General features: G+C 40.7%; 19 protein-coding genes and 4 tRNA genes. All 23 read right to left on the reverse strand.

What is annotated here, in order from left to right:
- Window positions 1-38: 38 nt before the first annotated feature.
- Window positions 39-1,724, reverse strand: coding sequence for a collagen-like protein (locus tag MKY09_RS18070; protein WP_342567263.1), 1,686 nt, complete (start codon window positions 1,722-1,724; stop codon window positions 39-41).
- Between the two features lie 444 nt (window positions 1,725-2,168).
- Window positions 2,169-3,971, reverse strand: a complete 1,803-nt coding sequence (glmS, locus tag MKY09_RS18075) for a glutamine--fructose-6-phosphate transaminase (isomerizing) (RefSeq protein WP_342567264.1) — start codon at window positions 3,969-3,971, stop codon at window positions 2,169-2,171.
- Between the two features lie 497 nt (window positions 3,972-4,468).
- Entirely contained in the window at window positions 4,469-4,996 is a 528-nt protein-coding gene (locus tag MKY09_RS18080; protein WP_342567265.1) for a chromate transporter, read from the reverse strand.
- The gene (locus tag MKY09_RS18085; RefSeq protein ID WP_298471280.1) at window positions 4,993-5,589 is read right to left on the reverse strand and encodes a chromate transporter; all 597 of its coding nucleotides are present in this window, start codon (window positions 5,587-5,589) and stop codon (window positions 4,993-4,995) included. The genes MKY09_RS18080 and MKY09_RS18085 overlap by 4 nt, the downstream gene beginning before the upstream one ends.
- Window positions 5,583-7,187: a gamma-glutamyltransferase family protein gene (locus MKY09_RS18090; protein WP_298471283.1), complete on the reverse strand. Its 1,605-nt coding sequence runs from the start codon at window positions 7,185-7,187 to the stop codon at window positions 5,583-5,585. The genes MKY09_RS18085 and MKY09_RS18090 overlap by 7 nt, the downstream gene beginning before the upstream one ends.
- Before the next feature lie 14 nt (window positions 7,188-7,201).
- On the reverse strand, window positions 7,202-8,206 hold the full coding sequence (locus tag MKY09_RS18095) for a dipeptide ABC transporter ATP-binding protein (RefSeq protein WP_342567266.1): 1,005 nt from the start codon (window positions 8,204-8,206) through the stop codon (window positions 7,202-7,204).
- Window positions 8,181-9,191 carry an ABC transporter ATP-binding protein gene (locus tag MKY09_RS18100; protein ID WP_342567267.1) on the reverse strand — a complete coding sequence of 337 codons (1,011 nt, stop codon included), beginning with the start codon at window positions 9,189-9,191 and terminating at the stop codon, window positions 8,181-8,183. Before MKY09_RS18100 ends, MKY09_RS18095 begins: the two co-directional genes overlap by 26 nt.
- Window positions 9,192-9,201: 10 nt before the next feature.
- Window positions 9,202-10,752, reverse strand: coding sequence for a glutathione ABC transporter substrate-binding protein (locus MKY09_RS18105; protein WP_342567268.1), 1,551 nt, complete (start codon window positions 10,750-10,752; stop codon window positions 9,202-9,204).
- Between the two features lie 24 nt (window positions 10,753-10,776).
- Window positions 10,777-11,673 (reverse strand): ABC transporter permease, encoded by an 897-nt coding sequence (locus MKY09_RS18110; protein ID WP_342567269.1) that lies wholly within the window; start codon window positions 11,671-11,673, stop codon window positions 10,777-10,779.
- Window positions 11,674-11,687: 14 nt separating this feature from the next.
- On the reverse strand, window positions 11,688-12,629 hold the full coding sequence (nikB, locus tag MKY09_RS18115; protein ID WP_342567270.1) for a nickel ABC transporter permease: 942 nt from the start codon (window positions 12,627-12,629) through the stop codon (window positions 11,688-11,690).
- A 296-nt stretch (window positions 12,630-12,925) separates the two neighbouring features.
- Entirely contained in the window at window positions 12,926-13,375 is a 450-nt protein-coding gene (locus MKY09_RS18120) for an Lrp/AsnC family transcriptional regulator (RefSeq protein WP_298471301.1), read from the reverse strand.
- 185 nt (window positions 13,376-13,560) lie between these two features.
- The gene (locus MKY09_RS18125; RefSeq protein ID WP_169360610.1) at window positions 13,561-14,073 is read right to left on the reverse strand and encodes a type 1 glutamine amidotransferase domain-containing protein; all 513 of its coding nucleotides are present in this window, start codon (window positions 14,071-14,073) and stop codon (window positions 13,561-13,563) included.
- A 157-nt stretch (window positions 14,074-14,230) separates the two neighbouring features.
- Window positions 14,231-15,583 (reverse strand): phosphoglucosamine mutase, encoded by a 1,353-nt coding sequence (glmM, locus tag MKY09_RS18130; RefSeq protein ID WP_342567271.1) that lies wholly within the window; start codon window positions 15,581-15,583, stop codon window positions 14,231-14,233.
- Window positions 15,584-15,618: 35 nt separating this feature from the next.
- Window positions 15,619-16,902 carry a CdaR family protein gene (locus MKY09_RS18135; protein ID WP_342567272.1) on the reverse strand — a complete coding sequence of 428 codons (1,284 nt, stop codon included), beginning with the start codon at window positions 16,900-16,902 and terminating at the stop codon, window positions 15,619-15,621.
- Window positions 16,895-17,731: a diadenylate cyclase CdaA gene (gene cdaA, locus MKY09_RS18140; protein ID WP_169360613.1), complete on the reverse strand. Its 837-nt coding sequence runs from the start codon at window positions 17,729-17,731 to the stop codon at window positions 16,895-16,897. The genes MKY09_RS18135 and cdaA overlap by 8 nt, the downstream gene beginning before the upstream one ends.
- Window positions 17,732-17,897: 166 nt before the next feature.
- A complete protein-coding gene (locus tag MKY09_RS18145; RefSeq protein WP_298471321.1) occupies window positions 17,898-18,545 on the reverse strand; it encodes a zf-HC2 domain-containing protein in 648 nt (215 codons plus the stop codon).
- 14 nt (window positions 18,546-18,559) lie between these two features.
- Entirely contained in the window at window positions 18,560-19,132 is a 573-nt protein-coding gene (gene sigW / locus MKY09_RS18150) for an RNA polymerase sigma factor SigW (protein ID WP_169360614.1), read from the reverse strand.
- 175 nt (window positions 19,133-19,307) lie between these two features.
- Entirely contained in the window at window positions 19,308-20,210 is a 903-nt protein-coding gene (rocF, locus tag MKY09_RS18155) for an arginase (RefSeq protein WP_342567273.1), read from the reverse strand.
- 70 nt (window positions 20,211-20,280) lie between these two features.
- On the reverse strand, window positions 20,281-20,859 hold the full coding sequence (locus MKY09_RS18160; RefSeq protein ID WP_342567274.1) for a GNAT family protein: 579 nt from the start codon (window positions 20,857-20,859) through the stop codon (window positions 20,281-20,283).
- Between the two features lie 132 nt (window positions 20,860-20,991).
- Window positions 20,992-21,064: transfer RNA gene (locus MKY09_RS18165), tRNA-Ala, on the reverse strand.
- A gap of 18 nt (window positions 21,065-21,082) precedes the next feature.
- Window positions 21,083-21,157 (reverse strand) — tRNA-Gln (locus tag MKY09_RS18170).
- 5 nt (window positions 21,158-21,162) lie between these two features.
- A tRNA-Tyr gene (locus tag MKY09_RS18175) sits at window positions 21,163-21,246 on the reverse strand.
- Between the two features lie 20 nt (window positions 21,247-21,266).
- A tRNA-Val gene (locus tag MKY09_RS18180) sits at window positions 21,267-21,342 on the reverse strand.
- Window positions 21,343-21,400: the final 58 nt, after the last annotated feature.

The raw sequence follows: 21,400 nt of genomic DNA on the forward strand, positions 1-21,400 counted from the left end.
TTATACAGCCGTTACATACTCGGTATATTGAAAATTATTTAACTATCTAATTTTTTTACTGTTAGAGAAGCGTTTATGGCATCTGCTGCACCTGTTCCTTGAGGTGTGACTAAGGTTATACTTTGTGCAGAACTATTTCGTAGTGTTATAACATCGCCAGCTGCGAGGTTTACTATTGCAGATCCATTATTTTGTATGGAACCAGATCCAGATGCATAGCGTGTTCCTGGTATCGAACTGTTATTTACAAATAACTCAATTTGGCTAGGTTCATTGGATGTCGTTGAGAAATTAATCTCGTAATCACCCGCTGTCGTAATTGTAACGCCAGCGCTACCTGCTGTATGATCAATTCCATCTGTCAGCAATCCATTAGTATTAAAATTTACATCTGCCCCCGCTGGCACGGTTTGAGTAGCTGTATTGTAAACGTATCCGTATTCTGCCAGACCTGCGCCGGTGGCACCTGTTACTCCGGTTACTCCGGTGGCTCCGGTTACTCCTGTGGCACCTGTTGCCCCCGTTGCTCCGGTTACGCCGGTGGCTCCGGTGGCTCCCGTTGCTCCGGTTACTCCGGTTACTCCAGTGGCACCTGTTGCTCCAGTTATTCCGGTGGCTCCCGTTGCTCCAGTTACTCCGGTAGCTCCCGTTGCTCCAGTTACTCCGGTGGCTCCCGTTGCTCCAGTTACTCCGGTGGCTCCCGTTGCTCCGGTTACTCCGGTGGCTCCCGTTGCTCCGGTTACTCCTGTGGCTCCAGTGGCTCCAGTGGCTCCGGTTACCCCAGTGGCTCCGGTTACTCCCGTTACTCCAGTTACCCCAGTGGCTCCCGTGGCTCCCGTAGCTCCGGTTGCTCCGGTTGCTCCGGTTGCTCCTGTTGCTCCCGTGGCTCCGGTTACCCCAGTGGCTCCCGTTACTCCGGTTACCCCAGTGACTCCGGTTGTACCTGTTGCTCCCGTTACTCCAGTGGCTCCGGTTACCCCAGTGGCTCCTGTTGCTCCTGTTGCTCCTGTGGCTCCTGTGGCTCCCGTGGCTCCCGTGGCTCCTGTTGCTCCCGTTGCTCCCGTTGCTCCGGTTACCCCAGTGGCTCCCGTTACTCCTGTGGCTCCCGTTGCTCCGGTTACCCCAGTGGCTCCCGTTACTCCTGTTGCTCCCGTTGCTCCGGTTACCCCAGTGGCTCCCGTTACTCCGGTTACCCCAGTGACTCCGGTTGTACCTGTGGCTCCCGTTGCTCCGGTGGCTCCTGTTGCTCCCGTTGCTCCCGTTGCTCCGGTTGATCCGGTGGCTCCGGTAGCCCCTGTGGCTCCGGTTACTCCAGTTGCTCCAGCTCCACCACCAGTTAATAATGTGTAATCTGGGGATTCTCCTGGTATTCCAGTAGGAGAATTAACATTTACTCGATATAAATTACCATTAAAAAAAATTAACTGTCCCACTTGATAGCTAGGAGCAGCTGCCGGATCGAATTCAGTTCCTATCGCTCCTCCTGTAGCTCCGGTTGGACCAGTTGGGCCAGTCGGACCTGTTGTTCCAACTCCTGCCGCACCTGTTGGACCCCTTAATCCTCTTGGTCCTGCTGGTCCAGTAGGGCCTGTTGGACCTGGGGGACCGGCTATGACTCTCCCACCTCTTCTTCGACCTCTGCATCCACAGGAGTCCTTTTTAGAGTTATAATAATCTCCATGTCTATGACCTTGTTGAATAGACTCACTTCCTTTGTGGGCCATAGAACTAGAGTCTCTGTTTATTGAAGCGTCACTAGAATTGTTCTCCAGATGACTTTCAGAATTATGTTTTTTACTCATCCCATTCATTTGTGAGTTAAGTTTATGATTGGGTTTTTGTTTTCGACGTCTTCCATTATTGTTACTTATTTTAATTGCCTCCTTCCAGTTCAGATAGTTTATAATATGACCTCTGTAACGTTGAAGGTAGGCATACTGTGCGTTAATTCATATGCTTCCTTGGTATTTTAAATCATAATCTATTTAGGTAGTCCTTATAATGAACATCTTTTTTGGCCAAGTATAATGCAGAAACCTTGTACATACGTTTACATAACAAAAAAACCGAGACAGCGTACAAAAAAAGTACGTATCTCGGTTTTCAACATTTATATCGGTTTCCACTGAGTTCAACAGCTTTTAACCACTTAAATACATATGAGCAGCTTACTCAACCGTAACAGATTTAGCTAGATTTCTAGGTTTATCAACGTCACAGTCTCTGTGAAGTGCTGCATAGTAGCTAATCAGCTGTAATGGAATTACTGCTACTAGTGGTGCGAATAATTCATGTACTTTTGGAAGTACATAACGATCATCCTCTTCCTCGAAGCCTTCCATTGCAATGATACAAGGATTTGCGCCACGAGCAACTACCTCTTTCACGTTTCCACGAACATTTAAGCTTACCGCCTGTTGGGTTGCTAATGCAATGACAGGTGTGCCGTCTTCAATAAGTGCGATTGTTCCGTGCTTAAGTTCTCCTCCTGCAAATCCTTCTGCTTGGATATAAGAGATTTCTTTTAGCTTTAGAGCACCCTCTAAGCTAATATAATAGTCCACGTTTCTTCCGATGAAGAAAGCGTTTCTAGTAGTAGAAAGGTATTCTATTGCAATCTCTTCCAGTTCTTCTTTAGTATCTACGATTGCTTGAACCGCATTTGCTACAATTCCAAGCTCTTGTACGACATCAAAGTCTAGCTCTTTCCCTTGAGATTTTGCGAATACAGATGCAGTAACCATTAGTACTGCTACTTGAGCAACATAAGCTTTTGTAGAAGCTACAGCAATTTCTGGGCCAGCATGCAGTAATAATGTATGATCCGCTTCACGAGAAAGTGTAGATCCAGGTACGTTAGTTACAGTCAGTGTTGGATACCCTTTTTCTTTAATTTTCACTAATACTTGGCGACTATCTGCCGTTTCACCAGATTGTGTGATGAAGATGAATAAAGGCTTTTCCGATAGAAGTGGCATATTATAACCAAATTCACTTGAGATATGAACCTCTACTGGGATACCAGCAATTTTCTCGAAATATTCTTTACCGATCAAACCAGCGTGGTAGCTAGTTCCCGCTGCAATGATATATAGACGATCCGCATCTTTTAGTGCCTCCAAAATAGCAGAGTCGATTGTAAGCTCGCCTTGCTCGTTTTGATAGGCTTGGATAATTTTGCGAAGAACAGTCGGCTGTTCATCGATTTCTTTTAACATATAGTGAGGATATGTTCCTTTTTCAATGTCACTCATATCTAGCTCTGCTTTATAAGGAGCACGCTCTACTTTTTTGCCATCAAGCGTTTGGATTTCTACTGATTCCTTGCGCACGATTACGATTTCTTGGTCATGAAGCTCCACGTACTGCTCTGTTACTTGTAGCATTGCCATTGCATCCGATGCTACCACGTTAAATCCTTCACCCACTCCTACTAATAGCGGTGATTTGTTTTTCGCTACATAGATCGTGTTTTCATCTTCGTTATCGATCAATGCGATTGCATAAGAACCATGGATCAAGTGCAATGTTTTTCTTAGTGCATCAACAGTTGATAGACCGTCTTTTGAGAAGCGTTCGATTAACTGTACGATTACCTCTGTATCTGTATCAGAAGCCATTGGAACATCAGCCAAATAAGCCTTTTTTAATAAATGATAGTTTTCGATTACGCCATTGTGCACAAGCGTAAAACGTTTCGTTGTACTTTGATGAGGATGAGCATTTTCTTGGTTTGGAACTCCGTGAGTCGCCCAGCGCGTATGGCCAATTCCTAGGCTAGCACTTACATCACCGTCTACAGCTCCGCGCAAATCTGCGATACGTCCTTTTTCCTTAAAAACCATAACTCCATCTTCATTTAGTACTGCAATTCCCGCTGAATCATAACCGCGGTACTCTAATTTTTCTAAGCCTTTTAATAAAATTTCTTTAGCATCGTTTTCACCGATATATCCTACAATTCCACACATAATATATATTCCTCCGTCATCATTCATGTCAAAATAAGCATGCTAAAAAGAATGCCTTAGCATACGTCGTTAGTTGGAAAACACATAATTTATGTGATACCACTTTAACGCCTATCCTAAACATCTTCACATACACATACCTATTAAGCTAAGAATGCCTTCTTTTTCATTTGTCATTCAATCACTTGAATGGTTTGAGAAAAAGAATTACAACCGGGCAAATACGGTCGGGAGGTATCCGCCGAAATTTCGATAACCTCCACCTCGTCTGCTGAAGATTCGTTTCGTCCAATTTCTTCAGCTCAGGCGCTATAATTGTTTTCCTTCTTTTACGCGTTACCTATCCTACCTTTCTACGCGGCTACGAATAATTTCATATAATGTAACTTCATCATTATATCTTTTCATTATATGCGAGTCAATTGTAACGATAAGGCCAAAAGGACTAGGCTTACTATAAATAGAGAAAGAGACCTAAACTTCATGGTCTCTTTTACTCATATTAAAACAGCACCGTAAATAAGCGCTAGTATAATTACAAAAGCAGGGTGGAGCTTTACCTTCTCTAATAGTAGATAGCTTCCAACTATTAAAATAAGTGTTGATGGTATACCTAATCCACCTACAGATTCCTCTACGAATTGAATCGTCATCACACCTAATAGTACAGCAATTACTGGTCTTATTAGCTTTGTAAGGTTCTTTACTTCCGTTGCCTCTTTATATTTTAATAGAATAGCCATCATACTAATCATAAGGATCAAGGAAGGTGCAACTGTCGCAAAGAGAGCAATCACTGCTCCTAATATTCCTCCCTCTGCATATCCAATATAGCCAGCCATCTTTGTTGCAATAGGTCCAGGCAAGGAGTTACCGAGGGCTACTACCTCACTAAATTCCTGAGTCGTCATCCACTCGTAGTTTTCTACTACCTCATGCTCTACCAACGGAATAGAGGCAGGTCCTCCACCATACCCTAATATGCCAGGTATAAAAAACGCTAGAAACAATTGCCAGTAAATCATTTACCCCCCCTCCTTTTCAATAGAGGAAAAAAGGCAATTGCCATACAGGTCAATATGATGAATGCTGGATGTATATATAAGAGCTCCATAAGCAATGCAGCTACTGCTATCAGCAAACAGGCCTTCCACCATCCAAAGGTTTCTCCAGACTTTTTAATAAAATCCCAGGTCATTAATGCAAGCATAACTGCCACTACAGGTATAACTGCAGCAGTCATACCCTGCACTCTTGGGGAATCCTTAAAAGACTGGAGAAAGCCTAGAAGAAGGACCATCAGCACAACTGTTGGAATGACGGAAGCAAGGAGAGCATTAACACACCCCCAAATACCGGCTATTCGATAACCAATGTACCCAGCCATCTTAGTTGCTATCGGCCCAGGCATCGTATTTGCCAATGCTAATGTATCACCGAATTCCTCCTCATCCATCCATTCATACTTCTTAACGACTTCCCGGTGAAATAGAGGTATCGAGGAAGGTCCCCCGCCAAACCCTAGCATCCCGATTCGGAAAAATGCTAGGCTTATATCTCTTTGAAGTACTGGCTTAGGACGTACAGGGCCACCCTTCAAAGACTGTTTTTCTACCACGCCGCAATTGCCCCATCTGTTCTTGATTCAGTGCCTCCTTGAAGGACCCCCGTATCTGGGTTTCTCCAAATGATTTGCCCACGTCCAAAGCTGCCGCCATCCGTAGCGACTTGAATATCATGTCCTTTTCTTACTAAGCTTTGTACCAAATAATTAGGGAGCTCAGGCTCGACATGCACTGTTTTCCCCTTAATCCACTGCCAACGAGGCATATCAAGTGTTGCTTGAGGATTTAACAAATAATCTACAGTGTTTGTTACAACCTGGAAATGCCCCTGTGGTTGCATATAACCTCCCATTACACCGAAAGGCCCGACAGCTTCTCCGTCTTTCGTTAAGAAGCCTGGAATAATCGTATGATAAGTTCTTTTGCCTGGCTTTAATACATTAGGATGTGATTCATCTAAAGAGAAATCATGTCCTCTGTTTTGCAATGCAATACCTGTGCCTGGAATGACAACACCAGAACCGAAGCCCATATAGTTACTTTGTATAAAAGAAACCATATTTCCTTCCTCATCAGCAGTTGCCAAATAGACAGTTCCCCCTTTTGGTAATTCATAAGGTTCGGGATCTGTAGCTTCGTCTTGGATTACCGCTTTACGCTTTTCTGCATATTCCTCGGACAATAAATGCTCGACACTTACTGGCATTTCATCAGGCTCCGTTATAAATGCCTGGCCATCCGTAAAGGCTAGCTTCATCGATTCAATTTGTTGATGTAGCGTATGAACACTTTGCCACTCGGGCTTATCTAGCTTATTAAATACATTAAGGGCCATCAAAGCGACCATACCCTGACCGTTTGGAGGAATCTCCCAAACATCATAGCCACGGTAGTTCACAGAAATTGGGTCTACCCACTGAGGCTGATAGGATTGTAGGTCACTTTTAGACAGATATCCCCCATGCTTTCTCATAAATCCATCTATTTGTTCAGCAAGATCTCCTTCATAAAAAGCTTTTGCATTTGTTTCTCCTATAGCACGAAGCGTGCTTGCATGGCCTGGAGACTTCCACACCTCTCCTATTTCTGGAGGGCGACCATCTGGAGCAAATGTTTCAAACCATGCGTTGAATTCCTCTGTCGTAAAGCTCGCTTTAAACTTTTTGTATGCTATCTTCCAATACTTCCCTAAAATTGGGGACAGAGGATAACCCTCCTCCGCATATTGAATTGCAGGCTCTAGTACTTCTTTTAACGGTAATTTGCCAAACCTTTCTGATAAGGCTGCCCATGCAGCAGGGACTCCTGGCACTGTTATTGGCACTACTCCATGCACAGGCATCTTCTCTAAGCCCTGTGCTCGTAGCTTCTCAGCCGAAATAGATTGTGGTGCAGGACCTGATGCATTCAACCCATGAAGTTTTCCTTTTGTCCAGACTAAAGCAAAAGCATCTCCACCAATTCCGTTGGAGGTTGGCTCCACCACAGTTAGTGCAGCAGCAGTGGCAATAGCCGCATCAATGGCATTCCCACCCTTTTTTAATATATCTAAGCCTGCCTGTGCTGCTAAAGGTTGTGATGTTGCAACCATACCTTTTTTAGCAAAAACGGTATTTCTCTTACCTGGAAATGGGTGATATAAGTAATCCATGATGTAATTCCCCTTTATATAATTTTTGTCCCTGCAAAGTGACAAGCAGCAAAGTGTCCTTCTTCTATTTGTTCCCATGCTGGCTTATCCTTTTTACAAATATCTTGGGCTATCGGGCAGCGCGTATGGAATGGACAACCTGTTGGAGGATTCGCCGGGTTAGGTAGATCTCCTTGAAGTCGAATACGCTTCATATTCCGATTTACCGAAGGGCGTGGAATCGCAGACAACAATGCCTGAGTATAAGGATGAGTCGGATTTTTAAATAAATCCTCCACTGTACCAAGCTCTACCGTATTTCCTAAATACATGACTAGCACTCGATCACAAAAATAACGAACTACCCCCAGGTCATGTGAGATGAACAAATACGAAAGACCGTATTTTTCCTGTAATGTTTTTAATAGCTTAAGAACTTGAGCTTGAACGGAAACGTCTAGAGCAGAAACTGCTTCATCACAGATGACAAAGGAAGGATTTAAAGCTATAGCTCTAGCTATTCCAATCCTTTGGCGTTGTCCCCCACTAAATTCATGAGGGTAACGCTCGTAATGCTCTTCCTTTAGCCCAACTTCATTTAAGAGTTCCACCACAGCGTTTCGTCGCTCTACTTTGGATAAGTTCGTATGCATCACAAAGACTTCCTCTAATGCATGCCCAATTCTCTGTCTAGGGTTTAGGGAAGCAAAAGGATCTTGGAAAATCATCTGCATTTCCTTAACGAACTTTAACTTCTCTTTTCTCTTAAGGTTTTGAATTTCCTGCTCCTTAAATATTACTTTTCCATCCGTTAGTTCCTCTAGTCCTAAGATAGCTCTTCCTAAGGTGGACTTCCCACAACCAGATTCTCCAACTACCCCTAGACTTTCCCCTTCATAAAGCTTAAGATTTACTTCTTGAACTGCCTGGACATGCCCTTGAACTCTCTTTAAAATTCCACCTTTTATAGGGAAGTACTTTTTAACTCCATTTAATTCAAGGAGGACCTTCTGATCAGTTTTGGGTGACGAGATGACCATTTTTTACTTCCTCCTCTTCCTCTTCATATAACCAGCAACTTACCATGTGTCCCCGCTCATCTTTAATCTCTTCTGGAGGCAGTACGCTACACTTTGCGGTTGCAAATTTACAGCGAGGATGAAATCTACATCCTTGAATGTCCTCATGCAAGCTTGGAAGGGAGCCGGGAATGGGCTCTAATTCAAATTCAGGATCGTCTACATTTGGTACGGAGTTCAAAAGACCTTGGGTGTACGGGTGTTTTGGATTGTTGAAAATATCTTCAACCATACCTTCCTCAACCTTTTTACCTGCATACATCACCATCACCTTATCTGCTACCTCAGCTACTACTCCCATATCATGCGTGATAAGCATAATACCCATATTTAGCTTTGTCTTTAACTCGTTGATTAGGTCCAAAATTTGAGCCTGGATAGTAACATCTAATGCTGTTGTTGGCTCATCTGCAATGAGTAAACCTGGGTGGCATGATAGAGCAATGGCAATCATAACCCGTTGTCTCATCCCACCACTCAGCTCATGAGGGTACTGACTCATCCGTTTTTCTGGGTAAGGGATTCCTACTTGGTTTAACAAATCAATTCCTTGTTTGTGTGCCACTGATTTAGATAGTCCGTGATGAAGCATCAAAGGCTCCCTTAATTGGTATCCCACCGTCAATACTGGATTAAGTGCAGTCATTGGCTCTTGAAAAATCATTGATATCTTATTACCACGCATCTTTCTCAATTCTTCATATGAAAGACCTTGGATTTCTTTTCCTTCATACTTGACTTGGCCTGCAGCTATTTTACCATTGCTTGGCAAAAGACCAATGACTGACAAGGATGTAATACTCTTACCACAGCCAGACTCTCCTACGATACACAGTGTTTCTCCTTTTGAAACAGAAAAGGAGACATCTCGCACAGCTTGAACGTTACCGTCTGCTGTGCGAAATTCAGTTACTAAATTATTCACTTCTAATAATGTCTCCCTCATTAAGCTATACCTACTTTCCAGTTACATTTTGTAATGACCATTTACCAGTAGAATCAAGTTCTAAACCTGTGTATTTGTTATCCAAAGCAGATGTAACCACTCCGTGGTACATCACTACTACTGCATTATCGTCTAGCATTAATTGGTTTGCTTGATTTAATAACTTCGCACGTTCTTCTTGGTCAACAGTAGTACGTGATTGCATGACTAGATCATCAAATGCCGGATTGCTATATTGTGCACGGTTAGACGCACCTACATTGTCACTATGGAAGTTAGGATAAAATAATTCAGAGCCGTCTCCTGTGACATTTGCCCAGCTTAAGAATGTTAAGTCATACTCACCGGAACGAGCTGAGTCTAAATAAGTAGCCCATTCTAAAGACTCGATTTCAACTTTGAATCCTGCTTCTGTTAATTGGGCTTGCACAATTTCAGCCATTAGAGTTGTATTAGCACGGTTAGCTGTTAACAATTTAAAGGTTTGTTCACCGTATCCATTTTTCTCTACTAATTCCTTTGCATGCTCCAAATTATAAGGAGTTCCTGCATTATCTGCGGACTCATCATATCCAAATACTTTAGGTCCAATTACACTATCACTTCTTACACCTAGTCCGTTCAATTTAGAAACAAATGCATCACGATCAATTGCAGAAGCTACTGCTTCGCGGAATTCAGGATCTTGGTTTCTTTCTCTTTGATGATTAAATGCAAAATAATTGATTGGAGAACCATCCATTTTTTGAATATCAATGTTGTCCATCGATTCTAAACGTTTGATTTGCTCGGTTGGTAGGTTGTCGATGAATTGAACCTCGCCTGTTTGTAGCATAGAAATGGCAGTAGAAATCTCAGGAACTACTTTGAATACTACTTTCTTTAAATCAGGTGCCCCTTCTCGATATTCTTCGTTCGCTTCTAGCACTAACTGATCTCCAGGAGTCCAACTAACAAATTTAAATGGACCGGTACCTACTGGCTCTTTCATCAAATCTTGTTTTTGGTCAGCGGTTGGACTTACAATCGCAGAGTTGGAATGAGAAAGTGCCGCTAAGAATGCACCGTAAGGATATTTCGTTGTAATTTTAACCGTATATTCATCTTCGACTGTAATTTCTTCCACGGATTCTAAAAGAGATGCACGTGGTGCACCAGTTGCTGGGTCACGTAATTTATCAAACGTATACTTGACCGCTTCTGCGTTAAATGGAGTCCCATCGTGGAATTGTACACCTTCCCTTAGTTTAAAAATCCATGTATTTTCATCTGGAGTTTCATAGGACTCTGCTAATAAAGGCTCAATCTCTAATGTTTCTGAGTTACGTTTGAAAAGTGTCTCATATACTTGATCAATCACATTTGCTGAAGGAGTGTCATTTGTCATGATTGGGGACAAACCGACCGCATCTGTTGTTGTTGCATAGGTAAAGGTATTTCCACTAATATCGCTTCCTGATCCACCGTTTTCTTTCGGTGCTGATGAGGATTTTTCTCCAGAACAAGCCGCTAGCACTATTGATACAACGAATAATAAAGTAAATAACCATTTTTTCTTCATCTTCATTTCCCCCTACTTCTAATTTTATTGGATGTCCATATTTGGATCTAATGCATCTCGTAACCCGTCTCCTAGTACGTTAAAGGCAAAAACGGTTAACATAATTGCTATCCCAGGAATAATGGTTAAATGTGGTGATGTCCACATATAGCTTTGCCCTTGTGAAATCATTGCTCCCCATTCTGGTGTAGGAGGCTGTGCTCCTAACCCTAAGTAACTGAGAGATGCTGTCGAGAGGATAGCTGTTCCCATTCTCATTGTGGCAAACACGATGATTGGTGCCATAGCGTTAGGAAGAATATGACGAATCATAATCCTTAAATCAGAAGCACCTAATGATTTTAAAGCCATAATATATTCTTTTTGTTTTATAGAAAGTACTGATCCTCTCACTATGCGAGCACAGCTTGGTATGGACCAGATACTAATCGCTATTGCTACGTTAACCAGGCTGGTACCTAATATAGCAATGATTAGCATAGCTAGTAGAATACCCGGGAAGGAAAACAGCAAATCTACTATTCTCATAATGATTCCATCGAGTTTTTTATAATAGCCTCCGAGCAAACCAAGTGTTATTCCACCAAGCAACCCTAGGCTAACAGCTGCAATGCCCACCAACAGAGAAATTCTCGACCCATAAACAATACGAGACCAAACGTCTCTACCATAATTATCTGTCCCCAACCAATGGCCTTCTGAAAAGATAGGGAGTTCACTGGCTACTAGATTTTGTTTTGATGGATCATGTGTGGCTAAGGAGGGAGCAAATACCGCTATGAAGATTAGCCCCAAAATAATAGCAAGACCAATTACTGCTAGTTTATTTTTTAAGAGGCGTTTTATCGTCGTAACGTAAACCTTATCTTTCTTTTTGGTTGCAGTTGGAAGATTATTGTTAATTGAAATAGTGTTCGACATATGATCCCTCCTTCTTAGTCATAGCTTATCCTTGGATCGATGAATGTGTAGACAATATCCACGATGAGATTCACGACTACAAATAACGTGGCTACTAATAAAACGGAAGCTTGCACCATCGGGAAGTCCCTTTGTGCGATAGCGTCTACCATCAACCTTCCAACACCGTTAATCGCAAATACTTTTTCCGTGATAATTGTTCCTCCGAGTAAACCACCAAAGTTAACGCCAATCACAGTAACTACTGGAATCATTGCATTTTTTAGAGTATGTACCCAAATGACTGATCGTTCTTTCACACCTTTTGCTCTGGCCGTTCTTACATAGTCGGCCTTAGCAACCTCGAGCACTGACGATCTCGTCATTCTCGCAATCATTGCTGCTGCACTAGTGCCTAACGTAATTGCAGGAAGGATCATTTGTTTAAAACCCTCTGCTGTGTAAAATGGTGCTGATAATCCACCTACTGGTAGCCATTGTAGATTTACAGCAAATACTAATATTAACAATGCACCTAACCAAAAGTTTGGTATGGATATCCCGGCAAGTGCAAACGTAGTTGAAGTTACATCAAGCCATGAATTTTGTTTTAATGCTGATATCAATCCCGCCACTACACCTATTATGATGGCGACTATCATACTCGCAATTGCCAGCTTAAAAGTGTTCGGTAGCCGAACAGCTATCGCCTCTGAAACGGATTGTTTAGATTGATAGGAATAGCCAAAGTCTCCTTGTACCGCATTTTTAACATATCGGCCATACTGAACTAAGAAAGGATCATTTAATCCTAAGTTCTCTCTTATTGATTCCAAATCAGACTCGGTCGCTGTCGGTCCACCTACCATTGTGGCAGGATCCCCAGGTGCAATGTACATGGAGGAAAACACTAGAAATGATATACCAAAAAGCAAGAAAAGAAGCTGCATCCCACGCCTTACAATTAAAGAAACCAAAATCCCACCAACCTTTTCTACATTTGTTAATCTTTTTATGACTTTTGATTAACAAATGTTTGAATTTTAATAATTTTGATTATAATACAACAATTAATAAAAATCTATACGAATTTTCAAATAAATTTATTTATTTGATATTTTCTTTACATTTAGACTAAAAAAAGAATTTTATATTACTTTTTGAATAAAAAATCTCCTATATTATTACTTTATGTTTTATATTTTTTTCCATTCAAAGTAAACGCTTTCATTCTTTTTGTCCATGCAAAAAGGCATCCTCATAGGGATGCCTTTTATAACTTTAAGCCACTACGACTTTTAAATCTTCTTAATAAAATATGGCTTTCAACTCTAGTAATACCTTCTAATGCATATAACTCTTCGTTGATGAATTTTTCTAAGCTAAGGAAGTCGTCAACTAACACATGCATATGTAATGTGGAAGGTCCTGTCATTTGGTAGCAACTCGCAACACTTGGATTGTTTGCTAGTTTCTCTGCGACTTCCACCAACGATGAAGGTTCACAATCCACTTCAAAAAAGCCCGATACCCCTTTGCCTACTTTTTCAGAGTTAATTACTACAGTAAATCTTTCAATAACTCCTTCTTTCTGTAGTTGATGTACCCGCTCTCTCACAGCAACCCTAGATAAATTTAACTCTTTCCCAATATCTACATATGATAATCGGCCATTAGCTGTTAAGAGTTCTAGGATTCGTTTGTCTATCGCATCTATTCCCATTTGGTCACACCCCTCCCTTTAATAATAAATCATTAACTTTACTTTAGAAAGCAAAAATAACATTATACAGACATAATGTAAAGAATTAAACAATATATTACTATTATCGAAATAAAAAGCAATATATATGTTAACATAAACACAAAAAAAGACACCCTTGCAGGGTGCCCTCATTCATTTTACTTTTAAGCCAACAGTTTAACGATTTCACGGTTGAACGCTGGAATGTCGTCTGGTGTACGACTAGTAACTAATTGTTTTTGACAAACGAAAACTTCTTCGTCATGGAACTTAACGCCTGCATTTTCTAAATCTACTTGAATAGATTTATATCCAGTTGCATCTCGACCATTGAGTGTTTTTGCAGTAATTAAAAGCTGAGGTCCATGACAGATTGCAAATACGGGTTTTTTAGCATCCATAAAGTATTTAGCAAATTGTACGAAACGATCATCTGCTCTTAAAATATCGGGAGAAAATCCACCAGGAATGAATAATGCATCAAATTCTTCTGGCTTCACATCGTCAATACCATAGTCAATCGTTACATTTACTTCACCATTTTTACCGGTTACTTGTTTCCCAGCTTCTTGTTCAATAGCGAATACCTCGTGTCCAGCTTCGTTTAATGCTTGTGCCGGTTTCGCATATTCCGAGTCCTCAAACATGTTTGTGATTAATGTTGCTACTTTAGCCATTTCCTCACTCCTCAATTGTTTGTTCTCTCTTATAATTCCACTATAATAGCTAGATTAAACATTTTTCATGAAAAATAGAAAGAAGAGCTTTTTAAGGCCCCCTTTTTACTATAAAAAACCCCAACCGTATTTCTACGGTCAGGGTTACATTATATCTTTAGTCTGCTAATCCCATTTCTGCTTTTACTACTTCAACTATACGATTCACATATTTCTCACAGTCTTCTACGGTAGAAGCCTCTACCATTACGCGAACTAATGGTTCTGTTCCTGAAGGACGAACTAACACACGTCCGTTACCAGCCATTTCTGTCTCCACTTCACTAATGATTGCAGCTACTTTATCATTCTCAGTAACAGCATGCTTATCAGTCACGCGTACATTTACTAGCTTTTGAGGAAAGACTTTCATTTCAGCTGCTAGCTCAGAAAGTTTCTTCCCTGATACCTTCATAATGTTTACAAGCTGTAAGCCGGTTAATAAACCATCACCTGTAGTATTGTAATCTAGGAAGATAATATGACCAGATTGTTCTCCACCTAGGTTGTAGCCATTCTTCTTCATTTCTTCTACAACATAACGATCTCCAACAGAAGTTTTTACACTTGTCATATCATTCGCCTCAAGTGCTTTATAGAAGCCCATGTTACTCATAACAGTAGAAACAACTGTCTTGTTGTTTAATCGTCCTTGGGAATTAAGATACTTTGCACAGATATACATGATTTGGTCGCCATCAACGATGTTCCCTTTTTCATCTACTGCGATAATTCTATCTCCATCACCATCAAATGCTAATCCAACATTTGCTCCCTTTTCAAGAACAAATTTAGCTAAGCCTTCTGGATGTGTAGACCCTACACCATCGTTTATATTCAAGCCGTTAGGCGAAACTCCCATTGTCGAAAGGTCGGCATCTAAGTCAGCAAATACATGAGTACCTAAGGAAGATGTTGCACCATTCGCACAGTCTAAGGCTACATGAATGCCTACGAAGTCTTCATCAATTGATTGCTTAAGATATTGAATGTATTTTTGACCGCCTTCGAAGTAATCGGATACGGATCCGACACCACCACCTGTTGGTCTTGGCAATTCATCCTTCTCTGCATCAAGCAACTGCTCGATTTGTTCTTCTTGCTCATCGGTAAGCTTAAACCCATCTGAACCAAAGAATTTGATACCGTTATCTTCCACGGGGTTATGGGAAGCAGAAATCATTACACCAGCATCTGCGCTCATTACACGTGTAAGATAAGCTACTCCCGGTGTACTAATAACACCTAATCGCATTACTTCCACTCCGACAGATAAAAGACCTGCAACAAGCGCGCCCTCTAGCATATGTCCAGAAATACGTGTATCCCGTCCAATGAGTACCTTTGCTCGCTCTTTAGTATCTTTTGTTAAAATATATCCACCAAAGCGACCTAATTTAAATGCTAATTCCGGTGTTAATTCCTCGTTTGCTACACCTCTTACTCCGTCTGTACCAAAATATTTTCCCATTAATCTTCTCTCCTTAATTACCTGTTATCCTGCTTTTATGCGTCTTTTATCATTAATTTTGCTTCGGATTCAGATGTTTGCCATTCTACGTTAGAAGGACCATCAATTTGAATAGGAAGAATTCTTTCACCAACTTCTATATTTTGTGCATCTACGTAGATAGAAATGTCCCCTGACTGAATATCTTTCAGGGCATCTGGAGTTCCTTTGGCAACAACAGAAATTATTCCATCAGTAGGTGTTTCAAAGCTACTAGCTAGCTGTTCTGGTAATCCTTTTACAGCTATCTTCATTTCTGCAAAGGATTTCTCTGTTATCTCATCAGCTGCAGCTGTGTCCTCATCTTCCTTCTCTGCTTCATCCGTACCAGTGGAAGGGGGTGCTGCGCTAGTAACATCTGCTTTTATATCAATTTTATCTTGAGATAATTTTGTGACTCCCTCAGGCACAACCATTTTAACGCTGATTGTCCCAGTGTCTTCAATTTTACTCACATCCACATCGACATTCAACCTATCAATTTTATCAAGAACTGACCTAGGACCATATACCCGCACCTTTTGAGTCGCTGTTGATAGCGCATTAATAGTTAAACCTTCCTTTGGAGTTCCTTTTTTCGAAATCGAGATAGGTACTTCTTTACTGTATTCTTCAACCGTCACTTTAACATTTACAGTTCTCGGCTCGACAGAGACATCAAGCTTATTAAGATCCAAATCAAGCACTCTAACGCTAGCTTCTTGCTCAAAGGACTTATCTATGCCTTTTTCGCTCGAAATGGTTGCTTTTACATAGCCTATAGATTGTATAACACTTTTTGCTCCTGTTACGTTTACTGTTCGAGGTTCTACAGAAGAAGTCATGACATAATTCTCTGCTAACAGGCTTTCATTCATATCAAGATCTACCCGGAATTCCTGGGTGATTTTTTCTTCAATTACTACATTCACATATACGGGGTCTGTTCGGACTTTTAATTTTTCTGAGAAATTTTCCTGTGATATAGCAACTCTATGTTCGCCCATGGGAAGTTCTCTTAAGTCTACAAACAGCTTGTAGTCCTTCATAATCTTTGCCGAAGTCACAAAGTTTGCAGGGCCTTGTATATTTACATCTACCGTATCTGGGACTCCAGTGACGACTAAATTTTCATCATCATAATAGACTTCTACTGGAACATCCCTTAATACGTCAATTGCGTTGTTGCTAGAGTTCTGATGATCAGATTCCAAATCCGATTTAACGGAAACAAACAGCAATATGGCAAAGGTAAGTGTAACAATTCGCAAAAGCCACGGATTATTCATCATTTTATCCATTTTGTTTCCCCCTCCATCGCCACTTAGAAGGTGTCACTTGCTCCTCAGTTGGACCAAACCAAAGTCTTGTTAAATGATTTTTAAATTCATCCATTGAAAGATTTCGATGTAGGTCTCCGTTAGAAGTAAGGCTTACTGCTCCTGTTTCCTCTGAAACTACAATTGTAATAGCATCTGTGACCTCACTAAGCCCTATTGCAGCTCTATGCCTTGTTCCAAGCTCTTTCGAGATAAAAGGACTTTCAGAAAGCGGTAAGTAACAGCCAGCAGAAACAATCTTATTTTTTTGAACAATAACCGCCCCATCATGTAGTGGCGTATTTGGAATAAAAATATTAATCATTAACTCAGAAGTTAAGTGGGCATTTAAAGGTATTCCCGTCTCAATATATTCCGTCAATCCAGTCTCTCGTTCGATGGAAATTAAAGCACCAATTCGACGCTTTGCCATATAGCTAACAGACTTGGTCATTGCTTCGATTAGACGAGTCTGCTCTTCTTCCTCTTGTAGAGAACTTCTGGAAAACAATTTCCCCCTACCTATTTGTTCAAGTGCTCTTCTGATCTCAGGTTGGAAAATGATAATAATTGCTAAGAAACCATATGTGATAACTTGATTTAACATCCAGCCAAGTGTATCTAAACCTAGAAAATCAGTTACTACTTTTGCAATGACGATGACAAAGATACCTTTTAATAATTGAACTGCTTTTGTACCTTTAATAAGAGTAATTAATTTATATATAACGAACCATACGAACAAAACGTCTAATATATTGACGATTACGTTCACTGGCATCAAGTCTGTAAATTGTTCCATAAACGACATTGGGCATCCCCCACTTTTTCTCGCGAATCCATATAAAGTAAGTATAACATATTTGAAGTATAGATTTCTCGTTCTAATACTAACGCAAAAAGTCTATCCAGGTTCCTGGATAGACTCCTTTTTTAAAAAGATAGGATAATATATGTGTTTCTCGGGGTATTTATTTTTATTCTTCAGTCTTATCGCTTTTAAAGAAAGAGGTAATTTCCTTAGCAGTGTCCTTTATGGTATACCATAGCCAATCGAATGCTTTGTTAATTTCCTCTGTTTTACCTGTAACATTAGCTGTGGAAGCCATATATTTAGAACCGTCAATAACGGACCCATTAATTACTGTTAAATTTCCATCCAACTCTCCATCAACGCGTACATCGCCATTCTTAACTATTAAATCTCCCTTAACGACTTGTCCCTCAGGGATTATAACTGTTTCTCCCTCGACAATAACGTTCTCTTGCTTTGTAAATGAGAATTGTTGATCGTTATTATAATTAGAGAAAAGTGCACTACTCATTAACAACATAAACATAGCTGCTGCCGTAAGAACAGGATGCTGTCTAAACCATCTGCTTACACCAGTATGTGATTTTTCTTTTGGAAGTCTAGACATAACTGATAGAGTAAAATCATTTGGTGCCTCTACATGAGCTGCTCCTTTTACAAAGGCTACTACATCGCTTAACTCATGCATATGATTGCGACACTCTTGGCACGATTGCAAGTGTGACTTGAGCTCCAGCTCGTGTTCACGACTAATTTCACCATCTAGATATTCATGCATATAGTGAACAATTCGTTCTGGACACGCACTCATCATGATTCCTCCTATTAAAGATTCGGTTGTTTACTTAATTGTTTTCTAAGCGCTTCCCGACCTCGATGTATTCTTGTTTTTACTGTGCCTAATGGGAGGTCTAAAATTTCACTTATTTCTTGCAAGGATAGTTCCTCCATGTATTTAAGCACTATAGCAGATCGATACTTATCTGGAAGACGGCTGATCTCATATTGAATTCTATCTTGTAGCTCTAGTTTCATCAACTCTTCCTCTGGAAGTTCATCAGAGGCAGCTATTTGAGAATACATGTCAAGACCTTCCGTACCCTTCACTTCTGCATCTAAATAATAGTCAGGCTTTTTTTTACGTATACGATCAATACATAAATTCGTAGCTATACGATATAGCCATGTAGAAAATTTTCTTTTCTGATCGAACGTATGAATATTTATATAGGCCCGGACAAATGCCTCTTGAGCTATATCTTCAGCTTCGTGACGATTGCCAAGCATTCTATAGCAAACTTGGAAAAGCCTATTTTGGTAAAGGTCGACAATCTCCGCGAATGCGTCTTTATCTCCTTTTAGTACTTGTTTTATTCTTTTGTTAACTATCGCATCCATCGTCTGATTTCCCCTCCGCTCTATGCGGCTGTCTCTACCTATACGTAAGAAGGATTCAACAGGTTTCATTTTTTTATATTATTTTAATTTTATCAAATATTTCCTGTGTTGTGTTGTTAAAAAAAAAGAAAAAGCTGACAATTAGCCTGCTTTTCCTAAAATACTAATAAAACTATTATATTAAGCTTTCTCCAAATAATGACCCCATAAGTGCGACTGCAGTATCAGCTGTTTTATTTTTCTCATCGAGAATAGGATTTACCTCTACAAATTCAGCAGATGAAATTAAATGAGAGGAATAAAGCATTTCCATGGCTAAATGACTTTCACGATAGCTTATACCTCCTGGTACAGGCGTTCCAACTCCAGGTGTATATAGCGGATCTAATCCATCTAAGTCAAGAGACAAATGCACACCATCCACTTTACGTTCCAGGAAGTAAGTTATCGTTTGATTCATAACCTCGGTCATCCCTAGCTTATCTATTTCATGCATGGAGAAAACTTTAATGCCTTTTTCTCTAATCAGTTCTCTCTCTCCCGGGTCAACAGAACGGGCGCCAATTATAACTATATTCTCAGGTTTAATCTTCGGTGCAAATTCACGTATGTTCACTAAATCCTTGTGACCTAAGCCTATGCTTACGGCTAATGGCATACCGTGAATATTCCCCGATGGAGAAGTTTCAGCAGTGTTTAAGTCTGCATGAGCATCGTACCAGATAACCCCTAGATTTTCATATTGATCAGAAAGACCTGCTAATGTACCGATCGCTATACTATGATCTCCACCTAGGACAAGAGGGAAATCCCCTGCCTCTACAACTGAATGCACTTTATTGGCGAGAGCTGTATTAGCTTCAATCACCTGCTCTAAATTTCTTAAGGTTGTAGACGACTCTTCTTTTCTAATCTGACTGATTAAAATATCCCCTTCATCCTTCACCGTATGACCAAGGTCAGTTAAGCGTTCCACTACTCCTGCATAACGAATTGCACTTGGTCCCATATCTACCCCACGTCTATTTTGACCAAGATCCATAGGAACCCCTATAATTGTTAGATTTAATTTATTCATTTTTTTATACCCCCTTTAGTTCATACACTTATTGTAATTCCTTAAAGGCAGTTGGCTCAACTCAGCATTTTCATGTATATTTATTCATTAATAACTGAAGATATTTTTTTGTTTCTGCCCATTCTTCATTTACAATCGAATATAAAACCGCGTTTCTGACGGTCCCGTTGGATCTCACACGTTCGTTCCTTAATACGCCTTCCTTGATGCCCCCAATTCTTTCAATAGCTCGCTGTGACGGTAAGTTTAACTCGTCAGTTTTAAACTGTACACGAATCATCCCCAGCGTCTCAAAGCAATGCTGGAGCATCAAGAACTTACAGGTCGTATTTACATGAGTTCTCTGATAAGCTTTCCCGTAAAAAGTAGAGCCAATTTCACAAGCACCGTTAACTTGATCTATCCCGTAAATCCTAGTCGTACCCATTATTTTTTTTGTATCTGTATGTTCCACTACATAAACAATTGCGGTTTGTTGACCTTGCATTTGATCAATGCCTGCCTGCAGCCAATCTCCTAGCTGTTCTTCACTTTCTACCGTATGTAACATATATTCAAATACACTAGGCTCATACAGCTCCCACAGTAACGGTATATCGCTTTTCGTTAATAATCTTAATGTAACGTCCCCAAGGATTAAGCTTTCCATTTCCTCTCACAACCTCTTCTCTTTTTCTATTTATATCGGAATGTCGAAGTTATTTTGTTATATATTTTAAACACAAAAAAACTCTTTTCAATTGAATGAAAAGAGTTAAGTATACACACATTAGAATTAAAATGGAGCCTAGCGGGATCGAACCGCTGACCTCCTGCGTGCAAGGCAGGCGCTCTCCCAGCTGAGCTAAGGCCCCATAATAGATAATAGAAAATGGCTGGGGTACCTGGATTCGAACCAGGGCATGACGGAATCAAAATCCGTTGCCTTACCGCTTGGCTATACCCCAAAAACTGGTGGAGGGGGACGGATTCGAACCGCCGAACCCTAAGGAGCGGATTTACAGTCCGCCGCGTTTAGCCACTTCGCTACCCCTCCAGGCTATTATAAAAACTTTTTGGTGGAGGATGACGGGCTCGAACCGCCGACCCTCTGCTTGTAAGGCAGATGCTCTCCCAGCTGAGCTAATCCTCCAAAACAGTAATCCTCTTTAAAAACCGGACAATTAATAGTTTAGCATAAGTATTACTTC

The organism is Psychrobacillus sp. FSL K6-4046 (assembly GCF_038624605.1).
Taxonomy (GTDB): domain Bacteria; phylum Bacillota; class Bacilli; order Bacillales_A; family Planococcaceae; genus Psychrobacillus.